Annotated in this window: 24 protein-coding genes and 1 other RNA gene; 9 read left to right on the top strand and 16 right to left on the bottom strand. The window is 36.4% G+C overall.

Annotated elements, in window-relative coordinates:
• Positions 1-403 precede the first annotated feature (403 nt).
• From PEDSA_RS09930 to PEDSA_RS09905, 5 genes are all read right to left on the bottom strand, one after another.
• Positions 404-877 (bottom strand): DinB family protein, encoded by a 474-nt coding sequence (locus PEDSA_RS09930; RefSeq protein WP_013633028.1) that lies wholly within the window; start codon positions 875-877, stop codon positions 404-406.
• Positions 878-965: 88 nt separating this feature from the next.
• Complete coding sequence (locus PEDSA_RS09925; RefSeq protein ID WP_013633027.1) at positions 966-1415, bottom strand: thioredoxin fold domain-containing protein; 450 nt, start codon at positions 1413-1415, stop codon at positions 966-968.
• The gene (locus PEDSA_RS09920) at positions 1412-3664 is read right to left on the bottom strand and encodes a TonB-dependent receptor (protein ID WP_013633026.1); all 2253 of its coding nucleotides are present in this window, start codon (positions 3662-3664) and stop codon (positions 1412-1414) included. The genes PEDSA_RS09925 and PEDSA_RS09920 overlap by 4 nt, the downstream gene beginning before the upstream one ends.
• Positions 3665-4122: 458 nt before the next feature.
• Positions 4123-5997 carry an Nramp family divalent metal transporter gene (locus tag PEDSA_RS09910; protein WP_013633024.1) on the bottom strand — a complete coding sequence of 625 codons (1875 nt, stop codon included), beginning with the start codon at positions 5995-5997 and terminating at the stop codon, positions 4123-4125.
• Complete coding sequence (locus tag PEDSA_RS09905) at positions 5990-6649, bottom strand: metal-dependent transcriptional regulator (protein WP_013633023.1); 660 nt, start codon at positions 6647-6649, stop codon at positions 5990-5992. The genes PEDSA_RS09910 and PEDSA_RS09905 overlap by 8 nt, the downstream gene beginning before the upstream one ends.
• Positions 6650-6798: 149 nt before the next feature.
• Between PEDSA_RS09905 and PEDSA_RS09900 the strand changes: the two genes are divergently transcribed.
• Positions 6799-7263 (top strand): Lrp/AsnC family transcriptional regulator, encoded by a 465-nt coding sequence (locus PEDSA_RS09900; protein ID WP_013633022.1) that lies wholly within the window; start codon positions 6799-6801, stop codon positions 7261-7263.
• Positions 7264-7324: 61 nt separating this feature from the next.
• Here PEDSA_RS09900 and ung read toward each other — a convergent pair whose 3' ends face one another.
• The gene (gene ung, locus PEDSA_RS09895; RefSeq protein WP_013633021.1) at positions 7325-7999 is read right to left on the bottom strand and encodes a uracil-DNA glycosylase; all 675 of its coding nucleotides are present in this window, start codon (positions 7997-7999) and stop codon (positions 7325-7327) included.
• A gap of 129 nt (positions 8000-8128) precedes the next feature.
• Between ung and PEDSA_RS09890 the strand changes: the two genes are divergently transcribed.
• A complete protein-coding gene (locus PEDSA_RS09890) occupies positions 8129-8695 on the top strand; it encodes a tetratricopeptide repeat protein (protein ID WP_013633020.1) in 567 nt (188 codons plus the stop codon).
• A 211-nt stretch (positions 8696-8906) separates the two neighbouring features.
• Complete coding sequence (locus tag PEDSA_RS09885; RefSeq protein ID WP_013633019.1) at positions 8907-9242, top strand: hypothetical protein; 336 nt, start codon at positions 8907-8909, stop codon at positions 9240-9242.
• A gap of 288 nt (positions 9243-9530) precedes the next feature.
• Here the strand turns inward: PEDSA_RS09885 and ssrA are convergent.
• The 3 genes from ssrA to PEDSA_RS09875 all read right to left on the bottom strand — a co-directional run bounded on the left by ssrA (position 9531) and on the right by PEDSA_RS09875 (position 11715).
• Positions 9531-9929: a transfer-messenger RNA gene (gene ssrA / locus PEDSA_RS19875) on the bottom strand.
• A 33-nt stretch (positions 9930-9962) separates the two neighbouring features.
• Complete coding sequence (locus PEDSA_RS09880) at positions 9963-11198, bottom strand: pyridoxal phosphate-dependent aminotransferase (protein ID WP_013633018.1); 1236 nt, start codon at positions 11196-11198, stop codon at positions 9963-9965.
• Positions 11199-11319: 121 nt separating this feature from the next.
• Positions 11320-11715, bottom strand: a complete 396-nt coding sequence (locus PEDSA_RS09875; protein WP_013633017.1) for a DUF1573 domain-containing protein — start codon at positions 11713-11715, stop codon at positions 11320-11322.
• A gap of 130 nt (positions 11716-11845) precedes the next feature.
• On the opposite strand from PEDSA_RS09875, the gene PEDSA_RS09870 reads away from it, so the two are divergent.
• Positions 11846-14257: an alpha-ketoacid dehydrogenase subunit alpha/beta gene (locus PEDSA_RS09870; protein ID WP_013633016.1), complete on the top strand. Its 2412-nt coding sequence runs from the start codon at positions 11846-11848 to the stop codon at positions 14255-14257.
• Positions 14258-14370: 113 nt separating this feature from the next.
• On the opposite strand, the gene PEDSA_RS09865 is transcribed toward PEDSA_RS09870, so the two are convergent.
• The 4 genes from PEDSA_RS09865 to PEDSA_RS09850 are packed head-to-tail and all read right to left on the bottom strand — an operon-like array spanning position 14371 to position 16647.
• Positions 14371-15069, bottom strand: coding sequence for an SMUG2 DNA glycosylase family protein (locus PEDSA_RS09865; protein WP_013633014.1), 699 nt, complete (start codon positions 15067-15069; stop codon positions 14371-14373).
• Between the two features lie 6 nt (positions 15070-15075).
• Entirely contained in the window at positions 15076-15762 is a 687-nt protein-coding gene (locus tag PEDSA_RS19575; protein WP_013633013.1) for a DUF2490 domain-containing protein, read from the bottom strand.
• Positions 15763-15765: 3 nt separating this feature from the next.
• On the bottom strand, positions 15766-16344 hold the full coding sequence (locus PEDSA_RS09855; protein WP_013633012.1) for a hypothetical protein: 579 nt from the start codon (positions 16342-16344) through the stop codon (positions 15766-15768).
• Positions 16345-16350: 6 nt separating this feature from the next.
• Positions 16351-16647: a Dabb family protein gene (locus PEDSA_RS09850; protein ID WP_013633011.1), complete on the bottom strand. Its 297-nt coding sequence runs from the start codon at positions 16645-16647 to the stop codon at positions 16351-16353.
• A 492-nt stretch (positions 16648-17139) separates the two neighbouring features.
• Here PEDSA_RS09850 and PEDSA_RS09845 point away from each other — a divergent pair, with 492 nt between their 5' ends.
• The gene (locus PEDSA_RS09845) at positions 17140-17547 is read left to right on the top strand and encodes a GreA/GreB family elongation factor (RefSeq protein WP_013633010.1); all 408 of its coding nucleotides are present in this window, start codon (positions 17140-17142) and stop codon (positions 17545-17547) included.
• A gap of 311 nt (positions 17548-17858) precedes the next feature.
• On the opposite strand, the gene PEDSA_RS09840 is transcribed toward PEDSA_RS09845, so the two are convergent.
• The 3 genes from PEDSA_RS09840 to yihA form a co-directional block, all read right to left on the bottom strand.
• Positions 17859-19562 (bottom strand): M3 family oligoendopeptidase, encoded by a 1704-nt coding sequence (locus PEDSA_RS09840; protein WP_013633009.1) that lies wholly within the window; start codon positions 19560-19562, stop codon positions 17859-17861.
• A 5-nt stretch (positions 19563-19567) separates the two neighbouring features.
• Positions 19568-20422, bottom strand: a complete 855-nt coding sequence (locus tag PEDSA_RS09835) for a UbiA-like polyprenyltransferase (protein ID WP_013633008.1) — start codon at positions 20420-20422, stop codon at positions 19568-19570.
• 63 nt (positions 20423-20485) lie between these two features.
• Positions 20486-21136, bottom strand: a complete 651-nt coding sequence (yihA, locus tag PEDSA_RS09830) for a ribosome biogenesis GTP-binding protein YihA/YsxC (RefSeq protein ID WP_013633007.1) — start codon at positions 21134-21136, stop codon at positions 20486-20488.
• 111 nt (positions 21137-21247) lie between these two features.
• Between yihA and PEDSA_RS09825 the strand changes: the two genes are divergently transcribed.
• The 4 genes from PEDSA_RS09825 (at position 21248) to PEDSA_RS09810 (ending at position 26765) form a co-directional block, all read left to right on the top strand.
• Positions 21248-22120, top strand: a complete 873-nt coding sequence (locus tag PEDSA_RS09825; RefSeq protein ID WP_013633006.1) for a DUF3078 domain-containing protein — start codon at positions 21248-21250, stop codon at positions 22118-22120.
• Positions 22121-22635: 515 nt separating this feature from the next.
• Entirely contained in the window at positions 22636-23367 is a 732-nt protein-coding gene (ubiE, locus tag PEDSA_RS09820) for a bifunctional demethylmenaquinone methyltransferase/2-methoxy-6-polyprenyl-1,4-benzoquinol methylase UbiE (RefSeq protein WP_013633005.1), read from the top strand.
• The gene (gene porT, locus PEDSA_RS09815) at positions 23368-24129 is read left to right on the top strand and encodes a type IX secretion/gliding motility protein PorT/SprT (protein WP_013633004.1); all 762 of its coding nucleotides are present in this window, start codon (positions 23368-23370) and stop codon (positions 24127-24129) included.
• A gap of 128 nt (positions 24130-24257) precedes the next feature.
• Entirely contained in the window at positions 24258-26765 is a 2508-nt protein-coding gene (locus PEDSA_RS09810; RefSeq protein ID WP_013633003.1) for a cation-translocating P-type ATPase, read from the top strand.
• Positions 26766-26998: the final 233 nt, after the last annotated feature.

Genomic DNA, 26998 nt, shown 5'->3' with positions numbered 1-26998 from the left:
TGGCATTGAGGTAAAACAAATATTTTATCTGCATTCTACCAGAATGTTTTGAATTCTTCCGGGAATAGACGTGATTTCCGGAAAATACCTGAGTCAGTGTTTTTGAAAAGTTGGAAAGCGGGATGAACAGTAAATGTTAGAAGTAGGGCAAAGTACGGCAGCAGGTTGTTGTAAGATTTGGTATTTTAACCTACTACATCATACCTATGATAAAAGACAGGCACACCTATTAGTATAAATTTAAAATGCAGACTCATAAAAATAGAAAATAAAGTGATACCGGAGGAATAATGCAGGCTTTATACTTCTCCGTTTTTTGCTAAAACGGAGAAGTATCTATAAAATGAAATGAATTAAGCTTCTTTTCGACATTATATAGGGAAAGAAAACAAAATCGTAACGTTTAGTTTCTCTCCCAAAAGAAGGGCGGTTCAATACCTAAAGCTCTAAGATATACATAACCTTGTCCTCTGTGATGAATTTCATTATCTATAAAATATTGAATATTGTCTATTACGGGGAAATTGTATTGTCCAAAAAGGTTGTTCATCTCTCGGAATTTCTCATGTGGAATATGGCTCCATAAATCAGAAATAGCAACGGTAGCTTCGTCCCAGGCTTGCAGCAATTGGGCTTTAGTTTTTAATTGATGATCCTCTTCAAAAGGTTTCGTTGTGTCACTTACAAATTCTTTTAACCCAGGAACGGCGATAGCTAAAAACTCTTTTACCATTTCTGAAAAAGGACGCATACCTCCAATAGAGAACTCAAATAATTCTTTTTCAGGAAAAAGTTCGATAACTTTTCTGGTTAGGTTTCGGTGTCCTTGCCAATTTTTTAATAATTCTTCTGGGGTTAAAATTGCTGTCTTTTCCATGATTTTTTGTTTTATAAATAATTAATTGAACAAAAATATCTTTAGCATTTGACAGCAGTTTGTCAGTAGGTTTTTGAACCTGAAAAAATTATTGCCGAAATTCTAATAACTTTAATAATTGCTTTTTCTTTAAGAAACCCGGATACACAAATTTCAGGTTCAAATCTTTGTCAGTAATAATCCAGGCGGGGTATCCAATATTTTGTCCGCCCAGCAAATGTATCACAAACGGATGGGGTGTATACTTCTGTGGATGCGCGTTTTTAAAAACGTGTTCTTTCCATTTTATATCAATATCAGATTCTGCATTAAGATCAATAAAATGATATTTTTCATATACTTTTTGACGAATATCTTTATTCTTAAGCACTTTATTCTGCATTGCACAATATATACACCAATTGGTGTGCAAGTAGAACAAAAAAGGCTTATCTCCTGATCTGGAATAGGAATCCAGATGAAGTGTATTTTGTGCGAATCCACTTGGAATACCTGTAAATACAAATGCAATCGTTATGATTAAACTCAGCCTTTTCATTGTTTGAATAAATTGTAACGGACTCCAATAAAGCCTCTTATACCTTGTAACGAAGCATAATTATAGCTCGGGTCAAATGTATAACCATGCGGATTATTTACCGGATCTTCTATATTTCTATCAAACGGGTCAAAGGGGCGCATTATTGGATTTTTTGGAATAAAATTCAATAAATTTTTCAACCCTCCGTAAAACTCCAGTCCATTATTTAGCTTTTTGTTTAATTGGATATTGGCTATGAGAAACCATGGTGAATACTCGGGTCGGAAATCATCATGTAAAACAGGAAGTCGCATTGGCCCATACCAGTTTCCGGTTAAGTCTGCAGACCATTTATTGGGAAAACTGTAACTGCCAACAAAAGTTCCGGACCATTTAGGGGCGTGTAGCTGTCTTACTTTAGTTAATTCTCCCTGGTCGTTTTCTTCTTTCAGGAAAACATCCATATAAGATACCCCGGCCAAAACCTTTAGCGGGAAGGCAAATGCAAAATCTGTATTAAGAGAAATTCCTTTGGTAATAGCATGGCCGTTTAGATTCTGGTAAATAATTTCGTTTGGATTGCTGTCAAAATCACCTACAATTTTGTTCGAAAAAAAAGAATAGAATGCAGTGGCATCGAATCCCATAAATACATTTTCGGTAGGAACTTTCAGAACATAATTAAGATTGCTGTTTAAAGACCTTTCCGGGTTTAACTCTTCTTCAATAATCACTTTTCTGGCCCCGGTTAAAGCCGCATGATCTTCGGTAAAAAGGTTAACCACACGAAACCCTGTACCAAAACTAGCTCTTAATGTATTGCGTTCATTTGGAGATAATTTATATGCCACGCGAGGGGAGTGTATTTTTCCGTGATGTTGATCGTAATCAAATCTATAACCGCCAAGCAACGTATTCTTTTGGTCTATTTTCCATTCATCCTGTATGAAAATGCCGGGTAATGGTGTTTTAGATGGACGATTACTAAGCCCGTCTTCGCTGGCAGTAGCAGGAGTGTTGTCGTCGTATTGCGTAAATCTGAAAGAAGCTCCTAGTAGAAAATTATGATGTTTACCAAATTCTTTATCCCAGTAGGACTGTATAAAACCTACGTGTTGTATAGCATCGTAATTGGTATTCCCGTACCAGGAGTCCTGTTTGTGCCAATTGTAAGAATATTGAGTGTAAATTTTTTCTCGAGTGGGTAACTGATACAGACCGATCAACTCGGCTCTGTTGGTATAGATACTTTCTCCGTAAACGATGTCGCTCCCGCGGAAACTTTTATTCCAATTCATTTCGCCTCCCCAACGGTCTTCATACACATATCTGGCTGCCAGGCTGGCTAATTTATTATCTTGCCTGTGAAAACTCCATTTATTAAACACCGATATTCTGTTTTGTAATGTCAGGTCTGTAAAGTTGTCTTTATTCTTGTCTATCCTGTTGCGATAATTGAAGTAGTTGAGCCCTAGAAGTCCGCTGCTTTTTTTTGCACTGAGTTTAATTGCCGCATCTGCACTTATTTCACCCCAGTATGTACCAAAAACATCTGCGCTTAAAAGAGGAGCATGATCGGGGTTTTTAGTAATTACATTGATAATTCCACCCATGGCTTCAGACCCGTAAAGCGATGATGCGGGACCTTTTACTACTTCTATTCTTTCGACCATGCTGTTGGGAATACCACTTAAACCGTACACTGTGGAAAGTGCGCTGACAATAGGCATTCCGTCTATCAGGATCATGGTATAAGGGCCTTCCATTCCATTAATATGGATATCTCCGGTATTACATACATTGCAATTTAGTTGTGGTTGCACTCCGTTTACCATTCCAATAGCATCAAATAAACTGGGCGTTGGGTTCTTTTTGAAAAGTTGTGGTGTTATGATTTCCACGGGAATAGGACTTGCACTTCGACTCATTTCTTTCATCGTTCCGGTAACAACTACTTCACTTAATCCAAAATTATCCTCTTCTAATATTATGTTGATCGATTTACTATCAGTATTAACAATGACTGTCTGTTTTTTAGGCTGATAACCTACGGCACTTATAATAAGATGGTGGGGGCCTTCTTTTAATTTGTCCAATTGAAAATCTCCATTGGCATCTGATATAGTACCTTTATCGGTACCTGAAATTTTAATGGAAGCATTTATTACGGGCTCTTCTTTGCTTGTAATACGTCCTCTTAAAGTTAAGGTTTGCGCGAATAAATTGTGCTGTATAAGTATAGTGATGAAAAATATTAGCTTCTTCATGTTTTAATAAAAAGGTTTGAGCAATCCCCGATTACGGGTAGCAGCATTGTTTACAAAAATTGTGTTAGTTAAATAAAAATGGTGTTTAGGCCGTATCAGCAGGATGGGGGACCTCTGTGCTCATAAGGAAACCGGTTGACCTTATTAACCTCGCTAATAATAAAATTATATTGCGCTATTAAAAGGGGAAGATCGATATGAAAGTCAACATAACATATTTCCGAAAGTCGTAAACTCGGCTGAAAAACCTTCCCCAGAGCAATATATTCATTGGAATTATGTTGATGAGGAGCAGTCGTGCCGTCGTCTTGCGGAAAAAATGGATGTGCGTGAACAATAATTTGCCCGTTGGCTAACTTATGGCTGTGTACAAAAAGAATATTGTTCGCCAGAATAAGGCAAAACAGTATCAGGTGAAAAACAGAAGAAATATTTCTAAATTTTTCTTTGTTCATTACTTAGTCTCTTACTACAAGAACAGGTACTTTTACATTGTGCCTTACAGTATTTATAGTTGAGCCGAATATTAAATCCTTAAATCCTTTATGGCCATGTGCACCCATTACCAAAAAGTCAATACGGCTACCGTTCACTATTTTAGCAATAGCACTGGCTGTGGAACCGTAGCCTATCGTATATTGTACTTCGTAGCCCATACTCTCTAGTCTTTCGGCGTATTTTTTAAGATTGTCTTCATCACTAATGGTTTCCATATCTAAAACATTCTGTTGATGATACGTCGCTCCGGCAGTTTCAACAATATGGATAAGTGTATACTTCGCTGTTTTTCCGCCTTGCATTAACGCATGTCTTATCACTGTTTTATCGTGTTCTGAAAAATCTATACTTACACCGATGTTTTTATATTCGGGGATGGCTAAATCCTGAAAATTTAAAGCCTTTCCATGAGGTAGAATACTTCTGTGTTTTTTGTCTTTATTTGATAATAGCGGAGCAAGAATGATATATAATAAAAGTAATCCTAAGGCAATTGCAATCGGAATAACAAAAACATAAATCCAAATACTGTCCGAACCGGCTTCAACAATCCATTGTCCAATTTCGTCTATAACAAGCTTAATATTTAGGATAATGATGGTTATGGCAGCAATCCATGCTAAAACCTTAACCCAGGTTTTTATAACAAATTTACCCATTTCTCTTTTGCTTGATGTAAAATAGATTAGTGGAATAATAGCAAATGCCAATTGCAAGCTAAGTACAACCTGACTTAAAATTAATAGTCCTCCTAAAGAGTCTTCTCCATAATGAAGAATGGTGAAAAATGCAGGCGCTATAGCGAGCATTCGGGTGAGTAACCTTCTAACCCAGGGTTCTATACGTAAATTTAAATGCCCTTCCATTACAATCTGTCCTGCGAGTGTTCCGGTAACAGTTGAACTTTGCCCCGATGCAATCAGCGCGATAGCGAAAAGGGTTGGGGCTGCGGTGCCAAAGATATTTTCCAGTAATTTATATGCATCTTGTATTTCAGCAACTTCATGATGTCCGTTTGTATAAAATGCAGCGGCAGCCAGGATCAGAATTGCAGCATTTACAAAAAATGCCAGGTTGAGCGCAACGGCTGTATCAATAAAATTAAATTTAATAGCTTCTTTAATTCCATGGTCTGTCCGTTCGATCTTTCTGGTTTGTACCAGAGAAGAGTGCAGATAAAGATTGTGTGGCATTACCGTAGCGCCAATTATACCAATAGCAATATAAAGTGCGCTGCCATTTAATTCGGAAGGAATAAAACCTTTGGCGATATCTTTGAAATTAGGTTCTACAATGAACATTTCAAAAAGAAAGGACAAACCCACAATAAATACCATAGAAAGTATAAAGGCTTCCATGCTGCGCATACCTTTCTTAAGTAAGAAAAGCAATAATATGGTATCTAAAACGGTAATACTGATTCCCCAAATAAGGGGGATACCGAAAAGCAGGTTTAAACCAATTGCCATTCCTATGATCTCGGCCAGATCACAGGCAATAATGGCTATTTGAGCTAATATATAGAGGGGGAGATTGACCCATTTCGGATAGGCTTTTTTTGATGCCTGGGCTAAATCCAGACCTTTAACTATACCTAATCTGGCACTGAGTGATTGTAAAAGTAAAGCGATCAGGTTAGACATCAGTAAAACCCAGATAAGTTTATATCCGAATTGGGAGCCTCCGGCTATATCGGTGGCCCAGTTTCCCGGATCCATATAACCAACACTAATGAGATAAGCAGGACCCAGAAAAGCAAAAATCCTCCTCCAGCCTTTTTTAGCGTTTGGATCAACGGAACCGTGTACTTCACTTAAAGATTCAGAATTACTCATAAGCTATCAGCAAATTTTTAGCAACGTCTCGACTTATTGTTTGTCTTTGATTTTGGATATTCAGAACAAAAGAACCATCAAACTCTATGATATTTAATACCTCTATTTTTTGCCCGAGGGTGAGTTTGGCTTCGTCCAGATACTTTAAGAAAACAGATGAATGATCTCTTATTCCACTTATAATACCACATTCACCAATTTTTAGTTTGCAGACAGGTTTTAAATCAGGCACATGGAATTTACCGTTTTTATCAGGTATGGGATCGCCATGCGGATCAATTTTAGGGAACTCCAAAAATTCATCCAGCCTGTTTATTAAAAGGTCTGAATGTATGTGTTCCAGTTCTTCTGCAACGTCATGAACTTCATCCCAATTAAACTTTAGCTTTTCCACCAGGAAAACTTCCCATAAGCGATGTTTCCTTATAATATTTAAAGCATTGTTTTTTCCGTTTTCTGTTAATGTAACACCCTGATATTTCTTGTAATTGATTAATCCTTTTTCCGCAAGTTTCCTAAGCATATCTGTTACAGAAGCGGCTTTTGTATTTAAAGAGTCGGCAATAGCATTTGTATTAACCGCTATTTCCATGTCTTTAGACAGGTGATAAATTGTCTTTAAATAGTTTTCTTCTGTAAATGAGGTAGTCATATCCTAAAATCGTATTTATGCAAAGCTAATAATATTTTTAGGTTAATCTAAAAATATATTTAAAGCCATTTGTTATTGCTGTTGATGACAACAAAATTTTATTTGGTTATACTGAATAAAATATATATTTACATTTTATTTCAAATAATATGGAACTGGATAAAATAGATCTGAATATTCTTAAAATCATGCAGGAAAACGGTCGCATTACCAATTTGCAATTATCGCAAATGATTGGTCTGTCGCCGGCCCCGACTTTAGAGCGTGTGAGAAAGCTAGAAAATTCAGGTTATATTAAAAGTTACCATGCCCTGGTAGACGAAGAAAAATTGGGACTGGGGATAAAAACTTTTATTCAGGTTTCTTTAGATTTTCATCAGAACGACACAATTGATACTTTTCAAAAGGAAATCCAACAAATTAAGGAAGTTACCGAATGTCATCACGTGACTGGCCAGTACGATTTTATTTTGAAGGTATATGTCAAGGATATTAAAGCTTATGAGCAGCTGATTATGAATAAAATAAGCAAGATATCGGTGGTGAAAACATTTCAAACACTAATGATACTTTCTACAAGCAAAAAAGAACCAATAATTCCCATAGAATATTAAAAGTGTAAAGTATAGATATTAAAAAGAGCTTTATATTTTTAACCCTTCGCTTTTAACTCCTTTATACCTGCCAGTCTATAGGCTGTAAGTTTTGTTTCTTCAGGAATTCGTTGGTTTTACTGAAAGGTTTTGAGCCAAAGAATCCATTATATGCCGAAAAAGGTGATGGGTGTGCTGATTTTATGATATAATGTTTAGAGGTATCAATTAATCGTTCCTTATCCTGTGCGAACCTGCCCCACAAAATAAATACTACACCCTGTTTGTAATCTGAAACTGCTTTTATGGCTTCGTCAGTAAAGGTTTCCCAACCTCTTTTTTGGTGCGAACCTGCTTTATTTGCTTCTACCGTTAATGTAGCATTTAGCAATAAAACCCCTTGCTTTGCCCATTTTGTCAGATTTCCACTTGTTGGGATCTTAAATCCCTCAATATCTGTTTCTAATTCTTTATAGATGTTTTGTAATGAGGGCGGGAGTCTTACATGGTCTTTTACAGAAAAGGACAATCCGTGGGCCTGACCATAACCATGATAAGGATCCTGACCAATGATTACTACTTTTACTTTATCAAAGGGCGTTAGATTAAAAGCATTAAAAATTTCGGTACTTGGTGGGAAAATGACCTTGTTTTGCTGTTTTTCAGATATCAAAAACTGTTTTAGACTAACCATATAATCTTTTTCAAATTCTTTATCTAAAACTTTAAGCCAGGAACTTTCTAATTGTACGCTCATTTTTTGTTCTTTATCTATGAATAGCAAATCAAATAACCGATATTTGCATTCGCTAAATTAAGCATGCTTTCTATAAAATAGAATTGCAAAAAGCTAATTAAGTAATATTATTGAATATACAGTAGATTTATGCCAAATTTTATCAGGATTATAATTGCAGCGGTGGTTCTTGGAGCCGCAATTTCTTTAATGGTTTTTTCGCATTGGGGATGGGGGATTTTATTGGTTTTCTTAGCTATATTGATTTTCGTTACATTCATTTTTAATGAAAAAATGTTAGTAGCCCAATGGTTTCTGAGAAAAGAAAATATGGACAAAGCTTCAGCTTGGTTGGGCAAGATCAAGAATTACGAAAAAGAACTTTATAAAGGTCAGTGGGGATATTATCATCTTTTAATAGGACTAATAGAGTCCAGAACCTCTCCAATGAAATCCGAAAAATACTTTAAAAAAGCTTTGCAGTTTGGTCTTACCATGGATCATAATATTGCTTTGGCTAATTTAAGTTTAGCTGGAGTGGAAATGGCCAAGAGAAATAAACGTGAAGCACAACGCTTGTTGAAAGAAGCGGAAAAAGCTGACAAGAATAAGTTAATGGCCGAACAGATTAAAATGATGAAAGGCCAGCTTTCTATGTTAGACAGAACCCAAATGGTACAGGGAGGAAGAGGACGTGGGGGATTCAGACAGTTTTAGTTTTTGTTAATATATAGTTGAAAAGGAGCTTTCGAAAGATGCTCCTTTTTTTGTTTTATGGTCTTTACAAATGATGACTTTGCAGATGACAAGAGTGTATGTATCCACCGGATATAAATTTTTGAATCTTACTTTTAACTTTAGACTTTGCAAAACATAAACTTATTGCCATTTAAAGTGTTTAGTTGTTAACGAACATAAAATAATTGTTATGACTGTAAGAAACTCCATGACTACATTGTCTGAAATCCTAAATAAACTCAAAAGTGAGGGTTATACAGTAGACTTTAATCTTAGCGAAAACTGTCTGGTATGTGCTGATAACTCACTTAAAATTAATCCTGACGATTTTGTTGTCGACAGACATTTTCGTTTTGAAGGCAATACAGATCCGGGAGATGAGGCTATTGTTTATGCGATATCTTCTGAGAAGAATAATATTAAAGGAGTGTTGGTTAATGCTTATGGTATTTATAGCGATGAAACGACTGACCAAATGGTTAAAATCTTATCAAAGAAGACGGCTGAGTCTGGCAGGAAGCAATGATTAAGTTATCGGTTAACCATTCCTAATTAAAGAATAACATTAAGGAATTATCAAGGCTGTTTTTTCCTGATGAAGTTTTCTTACCTTCTGGGATACGCTTTATATTGTTCCTCATGTTCTACTTAAAGAGGTTGTTTTTTTCTTTTAGCCTTATTGATAAATTTTATTTTATTTAAATTCTGAAAAATATAAAGTCACGATTTGGTATCCCTATTACTATCCCTTGTTGGGATTGAGTGTAAAAAAAGCCGTTCAATTGTTTTTGGACGGCTTTTTTGTTGTTTTGTTTGGTGGAGTCGGAGGGATTCGAACCCTCGTCCAAACATGGGATCAGTTGCGCTTTCTACATGCTTATTTTGTGTTTGGTTTTCGAACTAAAGATGGCCACAAACAGCCTGCATTAGTCTTAGTTTCTAAAATTGTCGGGATACTATCGAAACATTTGTATCCTTATTCCAACTTTTCGGTGCTCCCATATCAGATGTCGTTGGCTAGAACCTCTGGGGAACATCCTGCTTCCGCTACTTTAGCGAGACTAGGGCAAATCTTAAATCATTTAAGATTAAGCAGCAAGAGCGTAATTATTTTCGCCTTTTGTTGTTTGAGAATCCTGATTATAGTGATGCATTCTCAATTCACTGCATGCTTACACACTTATCGTCCATCCTGTCAATTCCGGTCGACCCCGTTGTAATGCTTACAAATATAAGCATTTATATGCTATGAAAATGTATTTACAGTCTCATTTTTATCAGCCACAGTGCGTCCCGGGTACACTTGTAGCGCTTTTTCAAGACAAATCATGGCATTGGTTAAATCATGCTGATTAAGCACATAGGCCATTCTCACTTCGTCGTAGCCAACACCTTTAGTAGCATAAAAGCCAGAAGCAGGTGCCAGCATAACGGTTTGCCCTTCGTGAGAGAATTCTTCCAACATCCATCTGCAGAATTTATCAGCATTATCTATTGGCAATTTGGCTACTACATAAAAAGCACCTCCTGGATTAGGGCAATAAACGCCATCCATCTTATTTAAAGCACTTACCAAAATATCTCTGCGTTTCGCGTATTCCTTGTTTACTTCGGTGAAATATTCGTCGGGTGTATACAGGGCGGCAGCTTCTCCGGCAATCTGTTCTACCATACCCGGACTTAACCTCGCCTGTGCAAAGCGAAGTGCAATCTCCATAAAAGCCTTGTTTTTAGTGATAATACAGCCTAATCTGGCACCACAGGCACTGTAGCGTTTAGAAACTGTATCAATTATAATAGCATGTTCTTCTAAACCCTCGAAATGCATGGGAGAAAGAAACTCTTTGCCATCATAGCAAAACTCGCGATAAGCTTCATCTGCTATGATATACAGATCATGTTTCAAAGCGAGTGCTCTTAAATCCAGAAACTCTTGTTTAGAGTATAAATAACCGGTAGGGTTATTTGGATTACAGATCATGATTGCTTTTGTTTTTTCCGTGATTGATTTCTCAAACTCAGAAATCGGAGGCAAAGCAAACCCATTCTCTATAACCGATAAAATAGGTTTTACTACGGAATCACTTTGACAAGCGTATGCGTTATAATTCGCGTAGAAAGGTTCAGGAATGATAACTTCGTCACGCTGGTTAAGGCAAGTCATTAGCGATATAATAATCGCTTCAGAACCTCCTGTAGTAACTAAGATATCTTCAGGGGTAATATTATAACCCAATTTATTGTAATAATGGGCCAAAGATTTTCTATAGGCGACCGTACCTTCAGATGCAGTATAGGCCCAAACCTTAAAGTCGATGTTTTTAATGGCATCCAACATTACGGCAGGCGTTTCAATATCGGGTTGACCAATGTTTAAATGATAAACCTTTATTCCATTCGCTTTAGCTCTCTCAGCTAGCGGTGTAAGCTTCCTAATTGGTGAAGCTGGCATCTGTTTCCCTTTTTCAGATATCTTTGGCATAATTCCACAAAGTTAAGTGGTGTTTTTGTAATTTTTATAATTTGATTTAAAGTCTATATACGAAGAAAGCCTTTTCTGAAAATACAGAGAAGGCTTTTCCTGAATTTTAAATAAGTTAAAACTAGTTGGCGGCGCTAACAACCTCTCCTTTGATATACAGCATTTTAGTAGGAGTTTTGGAGTTAGAAGTGATTTTAACAAACTTGTTAAAAGGAGCCACCGCAGCAGCATTATAAGTCAAAGTGATTGTTCCAGTACCTCCTTTTGGAAGTGGAGTTCCTTGTTTTGGCTCTACGCTAGGAACAGTACAACCACAAGTAGATTCTACGTTAGTAATAATTAAAGGCTCATCACCAACATTAGTGTATTTGAATGTAAAAGAAACTGGCTTACCTTGCGGTATTTTGCCAAAATCATGAGTTTCCTCTACAAACTTAAATTCTGCTTTGTTGTCTTGCATAGCTGTAAAGCCAACAAAACCAACAAGTACAGCAGCAATAATAAGTAGCTTTTTCATGATAAAATAAATTTATTCAAATGTAACAAACTCAAAAGATGTTCCAAATATTTTATGAAATAAGATTGTAAAATTCGGCATAGCCGATGATATTTCCTATTTTTGAAAGCAACCGATAGAAATTTTAGAGATGCAACATAAAGTGACCAATCAGTTTGATACATCGGAATTAAGTTTTGAAGACTTTAAGGCAATCGTAATAAAAGACTATAAAATAGCCTACGAAAGCCGACAAGTTAGTTTACAGGGAAGAAAAGAAGCATTAACCGGAAAAGCGAAGTTTGGAATATTTGGCGATGGAAAAGAAATAGCTCAGGTAGCTATGAGCAAAGCTTTTAAAAACGGCGATTGGAGATCGGGATATTACAGAGATCAAACTGTTATGTTTGCGACAGGCATGGCGACAGTGAAGCAATTTTTTGCACAATTGTATGCTCACCCTGATTTAGATCACGAACCACATTCCGGCGGAAGACAAATGAATGCACATTTTGCCTCCAGATCCATAAACCCGGATGGTTCCTGGAAAGACCTTACACAAATGAAGAATTCAGCTTCAGATGTATCGTCAACAGCTACGCAAATGGCTCGTTTGATAGGTTTGGCCCAAGCGTCTAAACTCTATAGGCAAAATCCCGAATTAAAAGAGTTCAGCCAATTCTCTATAAATGGAAATGAAGTTGCCTTTGGTACAATAGGCAATGCTTCCACTTCAGAAGGTTTATTTTTTGAAGCTATTAATGCTGCAGGAGTTTTGCAGATACCTTTAGCTATTTCTATTTGGGATGACGGTTACGGTATATCTGTTCCAAATAAATATCAGACAACGAAAGAAGATATTTCCGAAGTTTTGAAAGGGTTTCAGCGTACCAAAGATAAGCCGGGAATAGAAATATTTAAGGTTAAGGGCTGGGATTACGTAGCGCTATGTGAAACCTACGAAACTGCAATTAAGATGTGTAGAGAGGAGCATGTTCCTGTTTTAATCCATGTCACCGAAATGACTCAGCCGCAAGGTCATTCTACTTCCGGTTCACATGAACGCTACAAATCTAATGAGCGCTTAGAATGGGAAAGGGAATACGATTGTATTGCGCAGATGAGGAAATGGATGTTGGAGTCGGCCATTGCAACAGAAGAGGAAATCTCGGAATTAGAGGATACCATTAAAAACGAAGTAAGGACAACTATAAAGCAATCCTGGACGAAATTTCTGGATAGTGTAAAAGTAGAGAAAGCGCAAACCTTAAATTTATTAGAGAACCTGGGGAACGAAGTTCCCCAAGTTAAAAAGATAGCACTTATTTATAGGTCAGAGATAGATCCACTGCGTAAAGAAATGTTTGGTGCTATACGAAAAGCGCTGCGGATCACCAGATTTCATGATTCGGATGCAAAATCGGCACTTAAAAAGTGGTATGAAGAGCAGAAAGAGATAAATAAAGAAAGATACAATTCGGGCCTTTTTTCTGATACACCCAATTCACCTTTAAGAATTGAAACTATAGATCCGGTTTATTCTGCCGGATCCAGAATGGTGGATGGCAAGGATGTACTGAATGCTTGTTTTGAAGCTAATTTTAAAAAGAACCCCCGCTTAATAGCATTTGGAGAAGACTTAGGTCTGATAGGTGATGTAAACCAGGGCTTTGCCGGATTGCAGGCAAAATTTGGAGAAATGAGAATTACCGATACAGGTATTCGGGAAATGACTATTATCGGACAGGGGATAGGACTGGCTTTAAGAGGATTCAGGCCAATAGCCGAAATACAGTATCTGGACTATATTTATTTCGCGTTGAACGTACTGACCGACGATTTAGCATCTTTAACTTACAGAACTAAAGTGGGACAAATAGCTCCAATGATTGTCAGAACAAGAGGCCACAGATTGGAAGGGATATGGCATTCCGGATCGCCAATGAGCGTTATTTTAGGTTCTTTAAAAGGTGTACATCTTTGTGTGCCGCGAAATATGACGCAGGCAGCTGGTATGTATAATACTTTACTTCGCGGAGATGAACCTGCTGTGATGATAGAAACATTAAACGGTTATCGGATAAAAGAAAAATTACCTGACAATATAGGTGAGTTTACAGTTCCTTTGGGTAAAGTGGAAGTACTGAAAGAAGGGAAGGATATCACCATTGTGTCTTATGGTGCTGTAATCAAGCAAATTATGGAGGCTGTTACCGAACTTGGAGCATTAGGGATTAATGTGGAAGTGATAGATGCCCAAACTTTAATGCCTTTTGATCTTGATATGGATTGTGCGAAGTCATTGCAGAAAACAAGTAAGCTTTTGGTGGTAGATGAAGATGTACCGGGTGGAGCATCTGCATATATTTTACATGATATATTGGAACGTCAAAACGGATACTATCTATTAGATGCGCAACCGAGAACTTTATCTGCAAAGGCTCACAGACCTCCTTACGGATCAGACGGCGATTATTTTTCGAAACCAAGTACAGATGATGTAATAGAAGCCGTTTATCAGATGATGAGCGAATTTAATCCGGAAAAATACCCTGAATTATAAGATTTAAACAGAAAATTCTTTAAGAAATCTCTTTCGGAAATGCTTTCGAAAGAGATTTTTTTATTTGTGTTATCCTCTTCAATAGATAATTGCTTTTTGCCTTTCCTCATATTTTATAGCCCTTTAAACAAGGTTTGGATATACTTATCAATGTAGAGTTGTTTGTCTTTCGATTTATATTGTTGGATATAACGTGGATGTTCCAATATGGTTAGTTGCTCGAATAGTTTTTCTTTTTTATTCAACTTACTGATAAAATCTGCATTTTTCTTTCCCAGAACAAAGACTTCAGAAGTATCCAATCCGAGACTGATATGCTGTTTTAAAGATGATATCATGAAATCTTTTACCATTTCGAAAAGCCGCAAATCATCATAGTAATTTGCATTAAGCCATTTGTCTTCTCCAGCATTTCTGATAATGGCCAATGGAAAAGGAGAGTTGATATAAAAATGTTTATAAAAGTTCTGAGGACCACCGCAAGCTGTTATCATATCGTACATAAATACTGAAGATATCTCATGGGTGTGCGCCGATTTCATTTCGATACCGCATACACTTGCTAATCTTTTTGTATCGGTAAAGGGCACACCTGTTACTCCTGCACCATGACGACTGGGATTAATTCCTACAATAAATCTCCTTTTATCAGAATCATTATAAAATTTCTGATAAAATGCCTGCATAACCTGCATGGTTTCCGGATTATCCATATAGGGATTCATTACCTGAAAGCCGTTTGGCAATTGTCCGGAATATTTCAGGTTTTTATTGAAATCAATTACATTTTGAGCAAAAGTCTTTATAATCATAATTGTTTAGAAGCTATAATACCAGCCTATATTTAGCCAGCCTAAATGAGTTTTTGTTTCATTAAGCATATCTTCCATCCTGTAGTCCAGACCAGCCTCGACTTTACTGCTATCGTTAAAATTGTATCCTAAGGCAGCCAAAGCTCTTATCTCCAGATTTATATCGCTGTTTTGATAAGAACCCAGATATTCATTGCTGAATTTTAAATAGAACTCTTTTTCATCAATGGTTTGTCCTTCCAAAGCTTTATCTGTACTTATTCTATACCGCAGTCTAAATCTGAAATCTTCACTTTTTCCAAAGGTTTCGTCCGTTCTGAAACGATGGGCAATCCGCATGCTGCCAGATTTTTGAATGAATGCATACTGTTGTATAAAGCGGTGAATTAAATCGCCATTTTCTTTCAGTCTGCCTAAGTAACCAGCCCCTAGAGTATGTATAGAGTTTAGTTTTTTAGTAAGGATAAACTCTAAATCTGAACGTTCGTACCGATTATTGAAATTTATAGGAGTTTTAACTTCTCCCTCCGAAAGAATATATCTGCTTTCTAGTTTGGTATTCAGTTTCCATTGGTTCTTGAATGATACATCTGTATTCAATAGAGATATAATACCTAATTTATATTCGTTTTGGCCGAACGAAGCACTACTTATAAAAGAAATGACAAGCAATAAAATAATCTTGTGTCTCATGCTTTAGAAAATTAGGTTATTGAAGTTCTTCTCTACGATTTTATATTCCCTTACCAATTTGCCTTCCTGGTTAAACAGAAATTCAAAAAAGTCGATATCTTTTCCTGCTTTACCCCTAATTTCCAATTCGTAATTTGTTTTATAGTGTCCGGAAGGGTTTCCATTCACAATTAAAGATTTAATAATGTTTTTATCAGCCAACCACTGTTCCTGCAATTTAATAATAGAGTAAGTTGCGAACCTTCTTTCAAGAAATTGTCTGATATTCTTTTGCGCACCAACAGGTAAATCCTTAAAAGACAAGGTTCTTTCTGTATCCTGTAAATTTCCCTGCTGGTCAAACTTTATACTATATATTGTTTTGCTGTGGCGAATCTTAGCTTCAAAAAAAGTTCCTTTGGTGCTTTCCTCTCTATACCATTTTATTCGTGAATCCGGAAAGCATTCATCAATAAAAGAAGTCGCATTTGATGGCGCACTTCTTTTATTGATACGGTATTCTTTTTCAAATTTTTCCTGGGCGGGGGATAGGTGACTAAATATACAAAGTGACGCTGCTATTATTATTTTTCGGGGTATCATTGAATTTTAAATAGAATCGTAGATGATGATTTTTTCGAATAGTTTTTTGAATTTCTCTAAAAATTTTAAATGCGTAGAATGCATCTGATAGACATTATATCCCTCAATGTTGTCGAAAATAGCGAAAAGTGAAAACGTATAAGAAGAATCTACAACTGCCCTTTCGATAGCAAGGGGAACACCAATATGGAAAGACTTAATGGTTTCCACATTTTTTAATGATTCCAAACCTTCGCGAAATGCTTTTTTTTGCTCTTTCGTAATATCAGGTTTTAGCCAAAATAATACATGATGTACCAGCATATTCCTGTTTATTTTAATGATATATAAAGATACTCATTTTTAAGCTATAGTTTGGTTAGTTATTTTCCAATTACGATGAGGGTACGAAAGATCGGTTTACTAGGGATTTTTGAATGCGCAATCGATGTGTTTGCCATAATATTGTCTTTAAATATCTCAACCTTTTTTATATAGAAATTAAGGCCTATCTTTAAGATAATTCAATGGAGGATAAAATAATGCTAATTAATTTCGATGCTTATTTAAGACAGTTGGCAAGGCATATAGCTAATTGTTTAACCTTTTTTGATAGGTTCAATCGTTTCTGTTTGCCTACAGAATACAATACCTTTAGAATTTCCAGTAAAGACTTTATTTTTTAAGCCCCGGCTTAGAAGAAGTCGGGGCCTTTTGATGGGCGTCTAATAAATAATAGTTACCAGGATTTGTCGATAAAAATCCGGTTGCTATTGTTATTGCATATAGGCGGTTTTAAAATGAAATAATGGTTAAATGAAATTTAAAGTTGTTATGGAAAATTTAGAAGTGAAATTATCGAAAGGTGTTTATAGTTTATTAAAGGATTATTTAAAATCAAACAGCAATGCAATGCCTGAGTTCAACAAACAAAAGCTTGCAGCTGAATTGGAAAAGGCAGAGGTTTTAACAGAGAAGACATTACCAGAAGGATTTGTTTCTGTAAATACCAAATTAAAGATAGAGGAAGAGCAGTCTGGTAAAGAATTAGAGTTTATATTGGTAGAGCCTAAAAAAGCAAAGCAAAAATTAAATAAACTTTCTATCTTATCACCAATAGGTGTGGCGCTTGCTGGATATAAAAGTGGCGATAAAGTAAGTTGGGAAATGCCCGATGGTATAAGAAATTATTTTATTAAAGAAGTTACACCAGTGGTGAATTAAGTTTCAGATATCAAGTGTTGGGATGTGTCGGATGTCTAATTGTCCATAGTTGATGGTCCATAGTGAAATCTACTAATGAACCAATGATTGATGAACTATAAGTCCGAATACGAAGTAAGATAGATTAACCACAAAGAGCACTAAGAATTTATAATTACACAAAGTGAATTGCAGAGCCAAAAACTTAGCGTCCTTTGTGAAAAGCTTAGAGCTCTTTGTGGTTTTATATTAAATAATGCAAGGTTCTTTGGAGGTATCTACTTAAGAAACTAATCCACCCATCTCGATACTTACTACTAAATACTAGCCAACTAATTCAGCTTTTTCAATTCGGTGATCACGAACTGGGCCAGCTCTCTGATATAAGCAGCACTAAAATCAAACTCGATTCCTGCTGTTTTATAAATCTCTTTTATAGATTTGGTATAACCCAATTTCAGGGCTTCTATATAGTTTTGAAGACCTTTTTCCGGGTTTTCCTTATAATTTTTCCAAACAGCTATAGCGCCAAGCTGCGCAATCCCGTACTCAATATAGTAAAACGGAACCTCGAATATGTGAAGCTGTTTTTGCCAAAGGTTTGCTAACGCATCCTCATGATCGCTCCAGTCTACAAAATTAGCCCCAAATTCGGTGAATATCCTTTTCCATGCTATCGTACGTTCCTCACTGCTATGCTCGGGATTTTCATAAATCCAATGCTGAAATTTATCTACAACAGCTACCCATGGTAAAGTTTTTAGCACATCTTTTAACTGGTATTGTTTTGCCCTTTTCAACTCTGCCGGATCAGAAAAAAATTCATCCCAATAATCCATAGAAATTAGTTCCATAGACATTGAAGCCAATTCTGCAACTTCAGAAGGACAATGTTTAAAATCGTTAAGTTCTAAATCTGCTGTTAAGAAAGTGTGCACTGCATGGCCGCCTTCATGAACCATTGTAGTAAGGTCTCTAAAAGAGCCCGCCGAATTCATGAAAATGAAGGGCGCACCGGTTTCTGCCAAAGGATAATTGTAACCTCCCGGAGCTTTTCCTTTCCTGCTCTCAACATCAAAAAGATTGTTCTCTTTCATGATAGACAATCTTTCTCCTAAATACGGGTTCAATTTGTCAAAGCACAGAATAGACTTATTTATTAACTCTTCGCCGTTAGAAAAAGGTTTCAATGCTGGTTTTCCGGAAGTGTCAACCTCGGTATCCCAGGGTTTTAAAACATCTAAATTCAGGGCCTTTTTGCGATCTTCCGCCTGTTCTGCCAATAAAGGCACAATTTCTTGCTGAACAGCATGATGGAAGTTATAAACGTCCTGAACAGAATAATCGAAACGGCCTAGAGCTTCGAACATATAATCTCTGAAATTCTTGAAATCGGCATTCAAAGCTACCTGATGCCTTAAGGATTTTAGCTTATTGAATAAGACGTCTAATTCTTCCTTATCCTGTAAACGTCTCAAGGTTATACTTTTCCAAGCTTTTTCCCTTTTTGACCTGTCTAAATCTTTTAAAAAGTTAGAAGCTTGCTCTAAAGTGTACTCTTGTTCATCTATAGTAACAGACATGGCACCTGTAATACCCTGATATTTCTGTTGTTCGATTTGAATTTCTGTCTGTAACGGAATGTTTTCTTCTCTGAACAGGGCAAGTGCTTTTTTAACACCTCTCAGGTAAATAAAATATTTGTCATGGTTTAAATCGTTTACAAAAGCAGATTCTACCAATTTTTTATTCAATTCATTTTGAAGTGGAGCAATTTTAGGCTCAATTTCCGTTGCGAAATATTGAAAGCTTTTAACAAGTTCTTCATTAGAAGTATCGCAGGTCATTTTAATATATCGCCAGGCAAAGTCTTCCTCCAATGTAGCTTCCAATTCGCTGCGGTCCCTTAACCATTGTTCCAAATCAGAAAAACTATCTATCGGACGGTTTTGTAATTCTTTGAACAGAGGTTCTAGATTTTCCCATTTAATTTCCATGTTGTTGGGAACAAATGTTTTTTCTTTCTTTTTTATCATGATGATTATGATCTAATAAAAACGTCTAACAAGAAACAAACGGCAAACGCTACGGAAGCAATTCCGTTTGTAGTCATAAAAGCAAAGTTAACTCTGGACAGGTCATTTGGTTTTACCAGTCTGTGCTGATAAATCAGCATAGTGACGAAAATAGCCAAACCAACAAAGTAAAACCAGGATAATGGAGTTATAAGGACAGGAATAATTACAAATATTGCAGAGCAGATATGTAATATATTGCTAACCATTAAGGCATTTTTTGTACCCAGGTAAGACGGAATTGAATGCAGTTTCAAGTTTCTGTCAAAATCCTCGTCCTGAAGTGCATAGATAATATCAAAGCCACTTACCCAGCAAAGTACAGCCAGAGAAAATAACACCGGTAATACCGCAAACTCCCCCGTAATCACTAAGTAAGCACCAATTGGGGCTAATGATAAGCCTAATCCTAAAACCAAATGACATAGTGCGGTAAAACGTTTGGTAGCGCTATAACCTAAAACCACCAGTAAAGCTACGGGTGACAAATAAAAACACAAAGGATTAATAAACCACGTAGCAGAGATGAACAATGCACAATTTATTAGTGTAAATATCAAAGCGTTTTTGGCCGAAATTCTTCCAGAAGGAATATCCCGAACTTTTGTGCGAGGGTTAAGTGCATCTATATCCCTGTCTAAATATCGATTGAATGCCATGGCCGCATTTCGGGCAAAAACCATACAACAAACCATTAATAAAAGTTTGAGCCATGAAAAGGGATGATCTGTTGTGCTTATTGCCAAAAAGAAACCAATAAAAGCAAAAGGCATGGCAAAAATGGTATGCGAAAATGTAACTAACGAAAGGTATTTCTTCATGTTTGGATCAGTTGTTAGTAGTTAGTTGTCAGTTATCAGTCTTTACTCTTCGATCTTTATTCCTTAATCTTTACTCTTCAATCCAGCTTCAATTTGTGTCTGTGCAACTTCAGGAATTTCAAAATGTTGATTTACATCCTGAATAAAGCTTAAAACTTCCTCTTTTCCGAATTTGGTTTCAGAAGATGTCAGCAACATTTGTGGAACCTCTTCAAAATGTTTTAGCATTTCTTTTTTAAAAGCCGACATGTTTTGCTGAGATTTATTTACTCCGTTTTTATCCGCCTTGGTGAAGATCAGGATGAAAGGAATCCCTCTTTCTCCCAAATAACAACAAAACTCTATGTCAATTTTCTGAGGCTCCAAACGGCTGTCAATAAGAACAAAAACGCATTGCAGACTTTCTCTTTTTTCCAGATAGTTTTTAATAAATTTAGCCCATTCAAGCCTGTTTGATTTCGAACTTCTGGCATAGCCATAGCCAGGTAAATCTACAAGATACCATTCTTTATTAATCAAAAAATGATTTATCAACTGCGTTTTTCCTGGCTTTTGGGAAGTTTTAGCTAAACCCTTTACATCAGTGAGCATATTGATTAAAGAAGACTTTCCTACATTAGATCTTCCTATAAATGCGTATTCAGGTAAAACGCAGGGAGGAAGCTTGCTTATTTTGGTATTACTGACAGTAAATTCTGCGGATTTGATAATCATACTACAAAGATACAGTTTTAATCATTTATCACTTATTGTACAAATCAAACAAAAGAATGAAATTTCCGTATAGTAGATAAACTACTGTTTAACAATTTAGAAAGGAGTCTTATGAAGAAAAAGATTATTACCAGCTTTTTAATGTTAGGTTCACTACTAAGCTTTGCTCAGGAAAAGGAAGAGGTTAAGGATGGCTGGATCAAAAAAGGAAATATCTCTTTATTGTTTAATCAATCTGCATTTAGCAATTGGTTAGCCGGAGGGGAAAACAATATTTCGGGAACTTTAGGCCTGAATTATGATTTCAACTATAAAAAAGGTGATAATACTTGGGATAACAAGATTATTGGAGCTTATGGTTTGGTTAGGACCAAAAATTCAGAATTTGCTAAAAAAACAGATGATCGTATAGAATTGAATTCACTTTATGGGCGAAAAGCTTCCGGTAACTGGTACTATTCGGGAATTCTCAATTTTAAAACACAATTTACGGAGGGATATAATTATGGTACAGATGCCAATGGTAAAGAAATCCGAACTTCCTATACCAATTTCTTTTCTCCAGCATATCTAACTTTTGGTCCGGGTATGTTATGGAAGAAAAATGATAATCTAAAAGTCAATATAGCACCGGCAACATCCAGAATGGTGTTTGTAGACAAAAGCAGGACTTTGCCGGATAGAAAATATTTTGGCGTTGAAGAAGGAAAGAGCATGCGATACGAACTGGGAATGTATACCTCCGCTTACTATAAATTCAATCTGATGGAGAATGTTTCTCTGGAGAATGTTTTGAATCTGTATTCTAATTATTTGGATAAGCCACAAAATGTAGATGTCGATTATCAGCTTAATGTGGTCATGAAAATTAATAAATACTTATCTACTAATTTAGCATTCCAAACGATTTATGACGATAATGCATATCCCGGTTTCCAGATCAGGCAAGTATTTGGGGTGGGAGTAAATGTGGGGTTTTGCTGAGTTAGTTCATAGGTTGGGTATGCTTTAAGCTTTTTTAAATATCAATAAACATTAATCTGAAATTTAAAAAACCAGAAAAACCAGAAAGATTGCTAAAAAAGCACAAACTATGCAGAGTGAAAAACTTTGTGGGCTCTGTGAAAGCTTTAATGCTCTTTGTGGTTAATTTAATCTGGAATCAAAACTCGTAGCTGGTATTAAGGACTCACGACTAAAGACGACGAACACTTTTTAGAAGTCAACATTCATTAAATAACCTGAGGAGTTCGATTATAAAAAGGCTATGAGAGTAGTGCGAGAAGAGATTGCTTCGTCGTACCTCCTCGCAATGACAAAAAATAGGGGCGTCATTGCGAGGAACGAAGCAATCTAAACATGAAATAATGTCCAAATCACTCAAAAACAATGAAATATTAATCGAATCTCAGGTTAAATATTAAAAACTAAAACATACCCCTGTATACTTGGTGCCTTTTGCGGTTAAACAGTAAATTGTTTTATCTTTGCCATCAACAATGGCACAAAATATCACTCCATATAAAGATCAGCAGGCAGCAAAAAAAGAGCAGGTTGCAACAATGTTCAATAATATTTCCAAGACTTATGATTTCTTAAATCATTTCATGTCTTTAGGAATTGATATTATTTGGCGAAAAAAAGCAATTAAAGAATTAAAGACTACTCAGCCTAAACTGATGCTGGATGTAGCTACGGGCACCGGAGATTTTGCTTTTGAAGCGATAGAAATCCTAAAACCTGAAAAGATAATAGGTGTGGATATTTCGGCAGGGATGCTGGAAGTTGCCAAACAAAAAATAGCGAAAAGAAATAAGCAGGATATTTACGAGGTAAGATTGGGCGATTCTGAAAAGCTTCTTTTTGATAATGATACTTTTGATGCTATAACAGTAGCTTTTGGAGTTAGAAACTTCGAACATTTGGAAAAGGGTATTTCTGACATGTATCGGGTTTTAAAACCCGGGGGTAAACTTGTGGTATTGGAATTCTCTAAACCTGTGTCGTTCCCGATAAAGCAATTATACAATTTCTATTTTCATTATGTTACACCAACAATAGGAAAGTTCTTCTCTAAAGATTCCAGCGCTTATTCTTATTTACCAGAATCTGTGGCAGCTTTTCCTGATGGTAGGAGATTTACAGATCTCATGGATAAAATAGGATTTAAACAAACTAAATTCCGTCCTTTAACGTTTGGTATTTGTTCTATATATACCGGAATAAAATAAATGGTTAAAAAGCTTTCAGTTCTGCTTTCGCTGCTTCTGTTTTCTTTAGTGTCTTTTGCACAGGGGAACTGGGGGGGAGGAGTAGATGATGAAACTTTACATTTTGGTTTTACTTTTCAATACATCGGTTCGGAATATAAAATCGAGAAAGCGGCTAATTGGCGAGGGCCGTTTTTTGACAAAGCAGACCCGGGACCAATAGATTCTCTTACAAGTATTAGCTCTTTTGTAAATCCTGGTTTTGGGTTGGGCTTTGTTAGTGATTTATATCTAACCAAACACCTTAACTTACGATTTACGCCTACTTTAACCTTTACGGATAGAATGGCGGATTATGTTTTTATAAGTGGTAAGGGATATGAGCAGGATGGGGCGGATAGTCCACAAGGGAAAACCCGACGTTCTGTTGCTGCAACCATGGTAGATTTTCCATTGTCTTTAAAACTAAAATCTGATAGAAGGAATAATTTTAGAGCTTATTTGATTGGCGGTGTAAAATATGGGATAGATATTGCGTCGAAAAAGAAATTCGATGATGGAGATAAAGACTATTTTTATCGGTTTCTAAAGAATCAGAAAAAAATTCCCTCTTACGAAATAGGTATCGGTTTCGATCTGTATTTTGAGTTTTTTAAATTATCTCCTGAAATAAAGCTTAGCAATTCCTTTAAAAGTGTTCTTAAAAGAGATAACGAGCCTTATTCCGAATCAATTGATAAATTGTTCCTCAGAAACTTTGTCTTCAGCCTTTATTTCGAGTAATTAAAATTTCCCATTCTACTTTTATAGGCGTTGGTTTTTTAAAGTAATCTTACTATTTTAAAACAAAGTAACTTAGAATAAGTTAGAGTTTAAATCTCATTTGTATCAACAATAGGTACTTTTAATTTATGTCCCATAACATTCCCGATCATCTGAAAGGTCTTACCAATTATGAAGTAGCTGCTTCGAGAGAGAAGTATGGCTATAATCGGATAGATGCGGCTCAAAAAAATAGCTGGGTAGAATTGCTTATTGATATAGTGAAAGAGCCTATGCTTATTCTGTTATTTGCTATCTCAGCCATTTATGTAATTATAGGTGACTACGGCGAAGCGCTGTTTATGTTTCTGGCAATTGTGGCAGTTTCTGCTATTTCACTGTATCAGGACAATAGAAGTAAAAAAGCATTGGAAGCCTTAGAGAAACTTAATGAACCTTTAAGCGAAGTTATCCGCAATGGCAAAGTGATACAAATCCTCACCAGTGAAATTGTAGTCGGCGATCTATGCATTACCAAAGAAGGAGAAATGATTAATGCCGATGGGAAAATCGTCCATAGTAATGATTTTTCTGTTAATGAAGCTTCCTTAACAGGAGAAAGCCTGTCCGTTTTTAAGAGTAATGAAACTGAAGATAATGAAGTATTTAGCGGAACCGTTTCAGTATCGGGATTAGCGGTTTTTGAAGTAAAAAAAATCGGTGAAGAAACCCGGCTTGGAAAAATAGGAACCTCTATATCCAGTATAACAGAAGAAATATCGCCTTTACAGCTCCAGATCAGAAAGTTTGTAAAAACAATGGCAATTGCTGGGATTCTAATCTTTCTGATGGTTTGTGCAGTAAATTATTATCATACCCAAAACCTGCTCGAAAGTTTGCTTAACGGACTTACGTTGGCTATGTCCGTTCTGCCCGAAGAAATTCCGGTGGCATTTACCACTTTTATGGCATTGGGGGCATGGAAATTAATGCGTGAAGGGATAATCATTAAACGAAGCAACGTAGTAGAAACACTAGGAAGTACCACGGTTATCTGTACCGACAAGACAGGAACAATTACAGAGAATACCATGCACCTTAAGCATCTGTACGATTATCATTCCGATAAAACTTTCGAAGAACAAGATTTTAAAGATGCGGCACTTACCGAATTGATAGACTATGCCATGTGGAGCAGCGAACCGGTTCCCTTTGATCCTATGGAGAAAACCCTGCATCGGATTTATGGAGAAACCCAAAAAAATGACCTCAGAAAATCGTATACTCTTTTTCATGAATATCCGCTGGAAGGCAAGCCGCCAATGATGACGCATCTTTTTCAAAATGCAGAAAAGCATCGGATTATTGCGGCCAAAGGCGCACCGGAAGCTATACTCAATGTATCCATACTGCCAGAAAGCGAAAAAAATAAAATTAGGGAGTTGATTAGAGATTTTGGGAAACAAGGATTTCGGGTTTTAGGTGTAGCAAAAACCAATTTTGAAGGCTATAACTTCCCTGAGAAACAGCAGGATTTTAAATTTGATTTTTTGGGTTTGGTAGTGTTTTATGATCCTCCAAAAAAGGGTATTCAGGATGTTTTTCAACACATTTATAATGCCGGAATAAAAGTGAAAGTAATTACCGGTGACAATACTGACACAACAAAGAGCATTGCCGTACAGGCAGGGATTTTCAATACCGGTGCAGCCATAGAGGGAAAAGAAATTGTGGAGTATCCTCAAGAACGATTATTGCAGGAAGTGAGCGAGAAAACACTATTTACACGAATGTTTCCAGATGCGAAACTGACGGTTGTAAATGCCTTAAAGCAAAACGGAGAGGTTGTGGCCATGTTGGGTGATGGGGTAAATGATGCACCGGCGTTGAAAGCGGCACACATTGGCGTAGCAATGGGCAACAAAGGGACAGAGATTGCAAAAGCAGCCGCTTCACTTGTTATTATCAACGATGATTTAGATAAACTGGTTACAGGAATTGCTGCTGGCCGAAGGATTTATGCCAATATTAAAAAAGCTGTACAGTACATCATTTCCATTCATATTCCTATTATCCTTACCGTGTCGTTGCCCTTGTTTTTGGGTTGGGTATTCCCGCAGATCTTCACACCGGTTCATGTTATCTTTTTAGAGTTAATTATGGGGCCAACCTGTTCTATTGTGTACGAAAATGAACCAATGGAAAAGAATACGATGTTGCGGAAACCAAGAAAAATGACCGATACATTCTTGAACTGGAAAGAACTTGCGATGAGCATTGTTCAGGGTTTGATAATCACCGGCGGAGTATTATTCGCCTATCAGCTTATGGTACAGCGTGGAGCCAACGAAGAAGAAACAAGAGCAATGGTTTTTACTACACTTATTTTTGCCAATATCTTGTTAAGCTTAACCAATCGTTCATTTTATTATAGCCTGTTTGAAAGCTTCAAGAACCGCAATATCTTATTTGTAGTAGTTAACTTATTAACCTTAATACTCCTTTTTGCCATATTATATTTTCCTTTGTTTTCTGGTTTCTTTAAAGTAACCCGGCTAAGTTTAACAGAACTGGGATTGGCAGGTATTATTGCTGTTATCTCTGTATTGTGGTTCGAGATTTATAAACTATTTAAGAGAATGCTGAGAAATAGTTGAAATCTAAATTAAGAACAGTTTATCTCTCTATGTGGCTAACAAAATCGTCAATAGTGCATTAGTGCTTTTTGCTGCGGTTAGAGATTTTCCATGTTACCTCTGTGCGGTTACTTCTGAGAATACCTGCGGTTCTTGTACAAATTACCGGAATTGCCTATAAACAAAGCTAGACCATCTTCGTCGGCTTAGCTACATCGCTCCGGCATTTTTCTTACGATTTTCCTTCGTACCGT

The sequence above is a fragment of the Pseudopedobacter saltans DSM 12145 genome, assembly GCF_000190735.1.
Classification (GTDB): domain Bacteria; phylum Bacteroidota; class Bacteroidia; order Sphingobacteriales; family Sphingobacteriaceae; genus Pseudopedobacter; species Pseudopedobacter saltans.
This window is presented reverse-complemented; position numbering and strand designations above follow the sequence as displayed.

What these genes read in the sequence shown, in the direction of transcription:
- PEDSA_RS09870 (WP_013633016.1), top strand. Translation starts at nt 11,846, where the DNA reads ATGCAACATAAAGTGACCAATCAGTTTGATACATCGGAATTAAGTTTT.
- PEDSA_RS09845 (WP_013633010.1), top strand. Translation starts at nt 17,140, where the DNA reads ATGAAATTTAAAGTTGTTATGGAAAATTTAGAAGTGAAATTATCGAAA.
- yihA (WP_013633007.1), bottom strand. Translation starts at nt 21,136, where the DNA reads ATGATTATCAAATCCGCAGAATTTACTGTCAGTAATACCAAAATAAGC.
- PEDSA_RS09890 (WP_013633020.1), top strand. Translation starts at nt 8,129, where the DNA reads ATGCCAAATTTTATCAGGATTATAATTGCAGCGGTGGTTCTTGGAGCC.
- ubiE (WP_013633005.1), top strand. Translation starts at nt 22,636, where the DNA reads ATGGCACAAAATATCACTCCATATAAAGATCAGCAGGCAGCAAAAAAA.
- PEDSA_RS09925 (WP_013633027.1), bottom strand. Translation starts at nt 1,415, where the DNA reads ATGAAAAGGCTGAGTTTAATCATAACGATTGCATTTGTATTTACAGGT.
- PEDSA_RS09880 (WP_013633018.1), bottom strand. Translation starts at nt 11,198, where the DNA reads ATGCCAAAGATATCTGAAAAAGGGAAACAGATGCCAGCTTCACCAATT.
- PEDSA_RS09875 (WP_013633017.1), bottom strand. Translation starts at nt 11,715, where the DNA reads ATGAAAAAGCTACTTATTATTGCTGCTGTACTTGTTGGTTTTGTTGGC.
- PEDSA_RS09840 (WP_013633009.1), bottom strand. Translation starts at nt 19,562, where the DNA reads ATGATAAAAAAGAAAGAAAAAACATTTGTTCCCAACAACATGGAAATT.
- porT (WP_013633004.1), top strand. Translation starts at nt 23,368, where the DNA reads ATGGTTAAAAAGCTTTCAGTTCTGCTTTCGCTGCTTCTGTTTTCTTTA.
- PEDSA_RS09920 (WP_013633026.1), bottom strand. Translation starts at nt 3,664, where the DNA reads ATGAAGAAGCTAATATTTTTCATCACTATACTTATACAGCACAATTTA.
- PEDSA_RS09855 (WP_013633012.1), bottom strand. Translation starts at nt 16,344, where the DNA reads ATGATACCCCGAAAAATAATAATAGCAGCGTCACTTTGTATATTTAGT.
- PEDSA_RS09825 (WP_013633006.1), top strand. Translation starts at nt 21,248, where the DNA reads ATGAAGAAAAAGATTATTACCAGCTTTTTAATGTTAGGTTCACTACTA.
- PEDSA_RS09910 (WP_013633024.1), bottom strand. Translation starts at nt 5,997, where the DNA reads ATGAGTAATTCTGAATCTTTAAGTGAAGTACACGGTTCCGTTGATCCA.
- PEDSA_RS09810 (WP_013633003.1), top strand. Translation starts at nt 24,258, where the DNA reads ATGTCCCATAACATTCCCGATCATCTGAAAGGTCTTACCAATTATGAA.
- ung (WP_013633021.1), bottom strand. Translation starts at nt 7,999, where the DNA reads ATGAGCGTACAATTAGAAAGTTCCTGGCTTAAAGTTTTAGATAAAGAA.
- PEDSA_RS09930 (WP_013633028.1), bottom strand. Translation starts at nt 877, where the DNA reads ATGGAAAAGACAGCAATTTTAACCCCAGAAGAATTATTAAAAAATTGG.
- PEDSA_RS09905 (WP_013633023.1), bottom strand. Translation starts at nt 6,649, where the DNA reads ATGACTACCTCATTTACAGAAGAAAACTATTTAAAGACAATTTATCAC.
- PEDSA_RS09885 (WP_013633019.1), top strand. Translation starts at nt 8,907, where the DNA reads ATGACTGTAAGAAACTCCATGACTACATTGTCTGAAATCCTAAATAAA.
- PEDSA_RS19575 (WP_013633013.1), bottom strand. Translation starts at nt 15,762, where the DNA reads ATGAGACACAAGATTATTTTATTGCTTGTCATTTCTTTTATAAGTAGT.
- PEDSA_RS09900 (WP_013633022.1), top strand. Translation starts at nt 6,799, where the DNA reads ATGGAACTGGATAAAATAGATCTGAATATTCTTAAAATCATGCAGGAA.
- PEDSA_RS09865 (WP_013633014.1), bottom strand. Translation starts at nt 15,069, where the DNA reads ATGATTATAAAGACTTTTGCTCAAAATGTAATTGATTTCAATAAAAAC.
- PEDSA_RS09850 (WP_013633011.1), bottom strand. Translation starts at nt 16,647, where the DNA reads ATGCTGGTACATCATGTATTATTTTGGCTAAAACCTGATATTACGAAA.
- PEDSA_RS09835 (WP_013633008.1), bottom strand. Translation starts at nt 20,422, where the DNA reads ATGAAGAAATACCTTTCGTTAGTTACATTTTCGCATACCATTTTTGCC.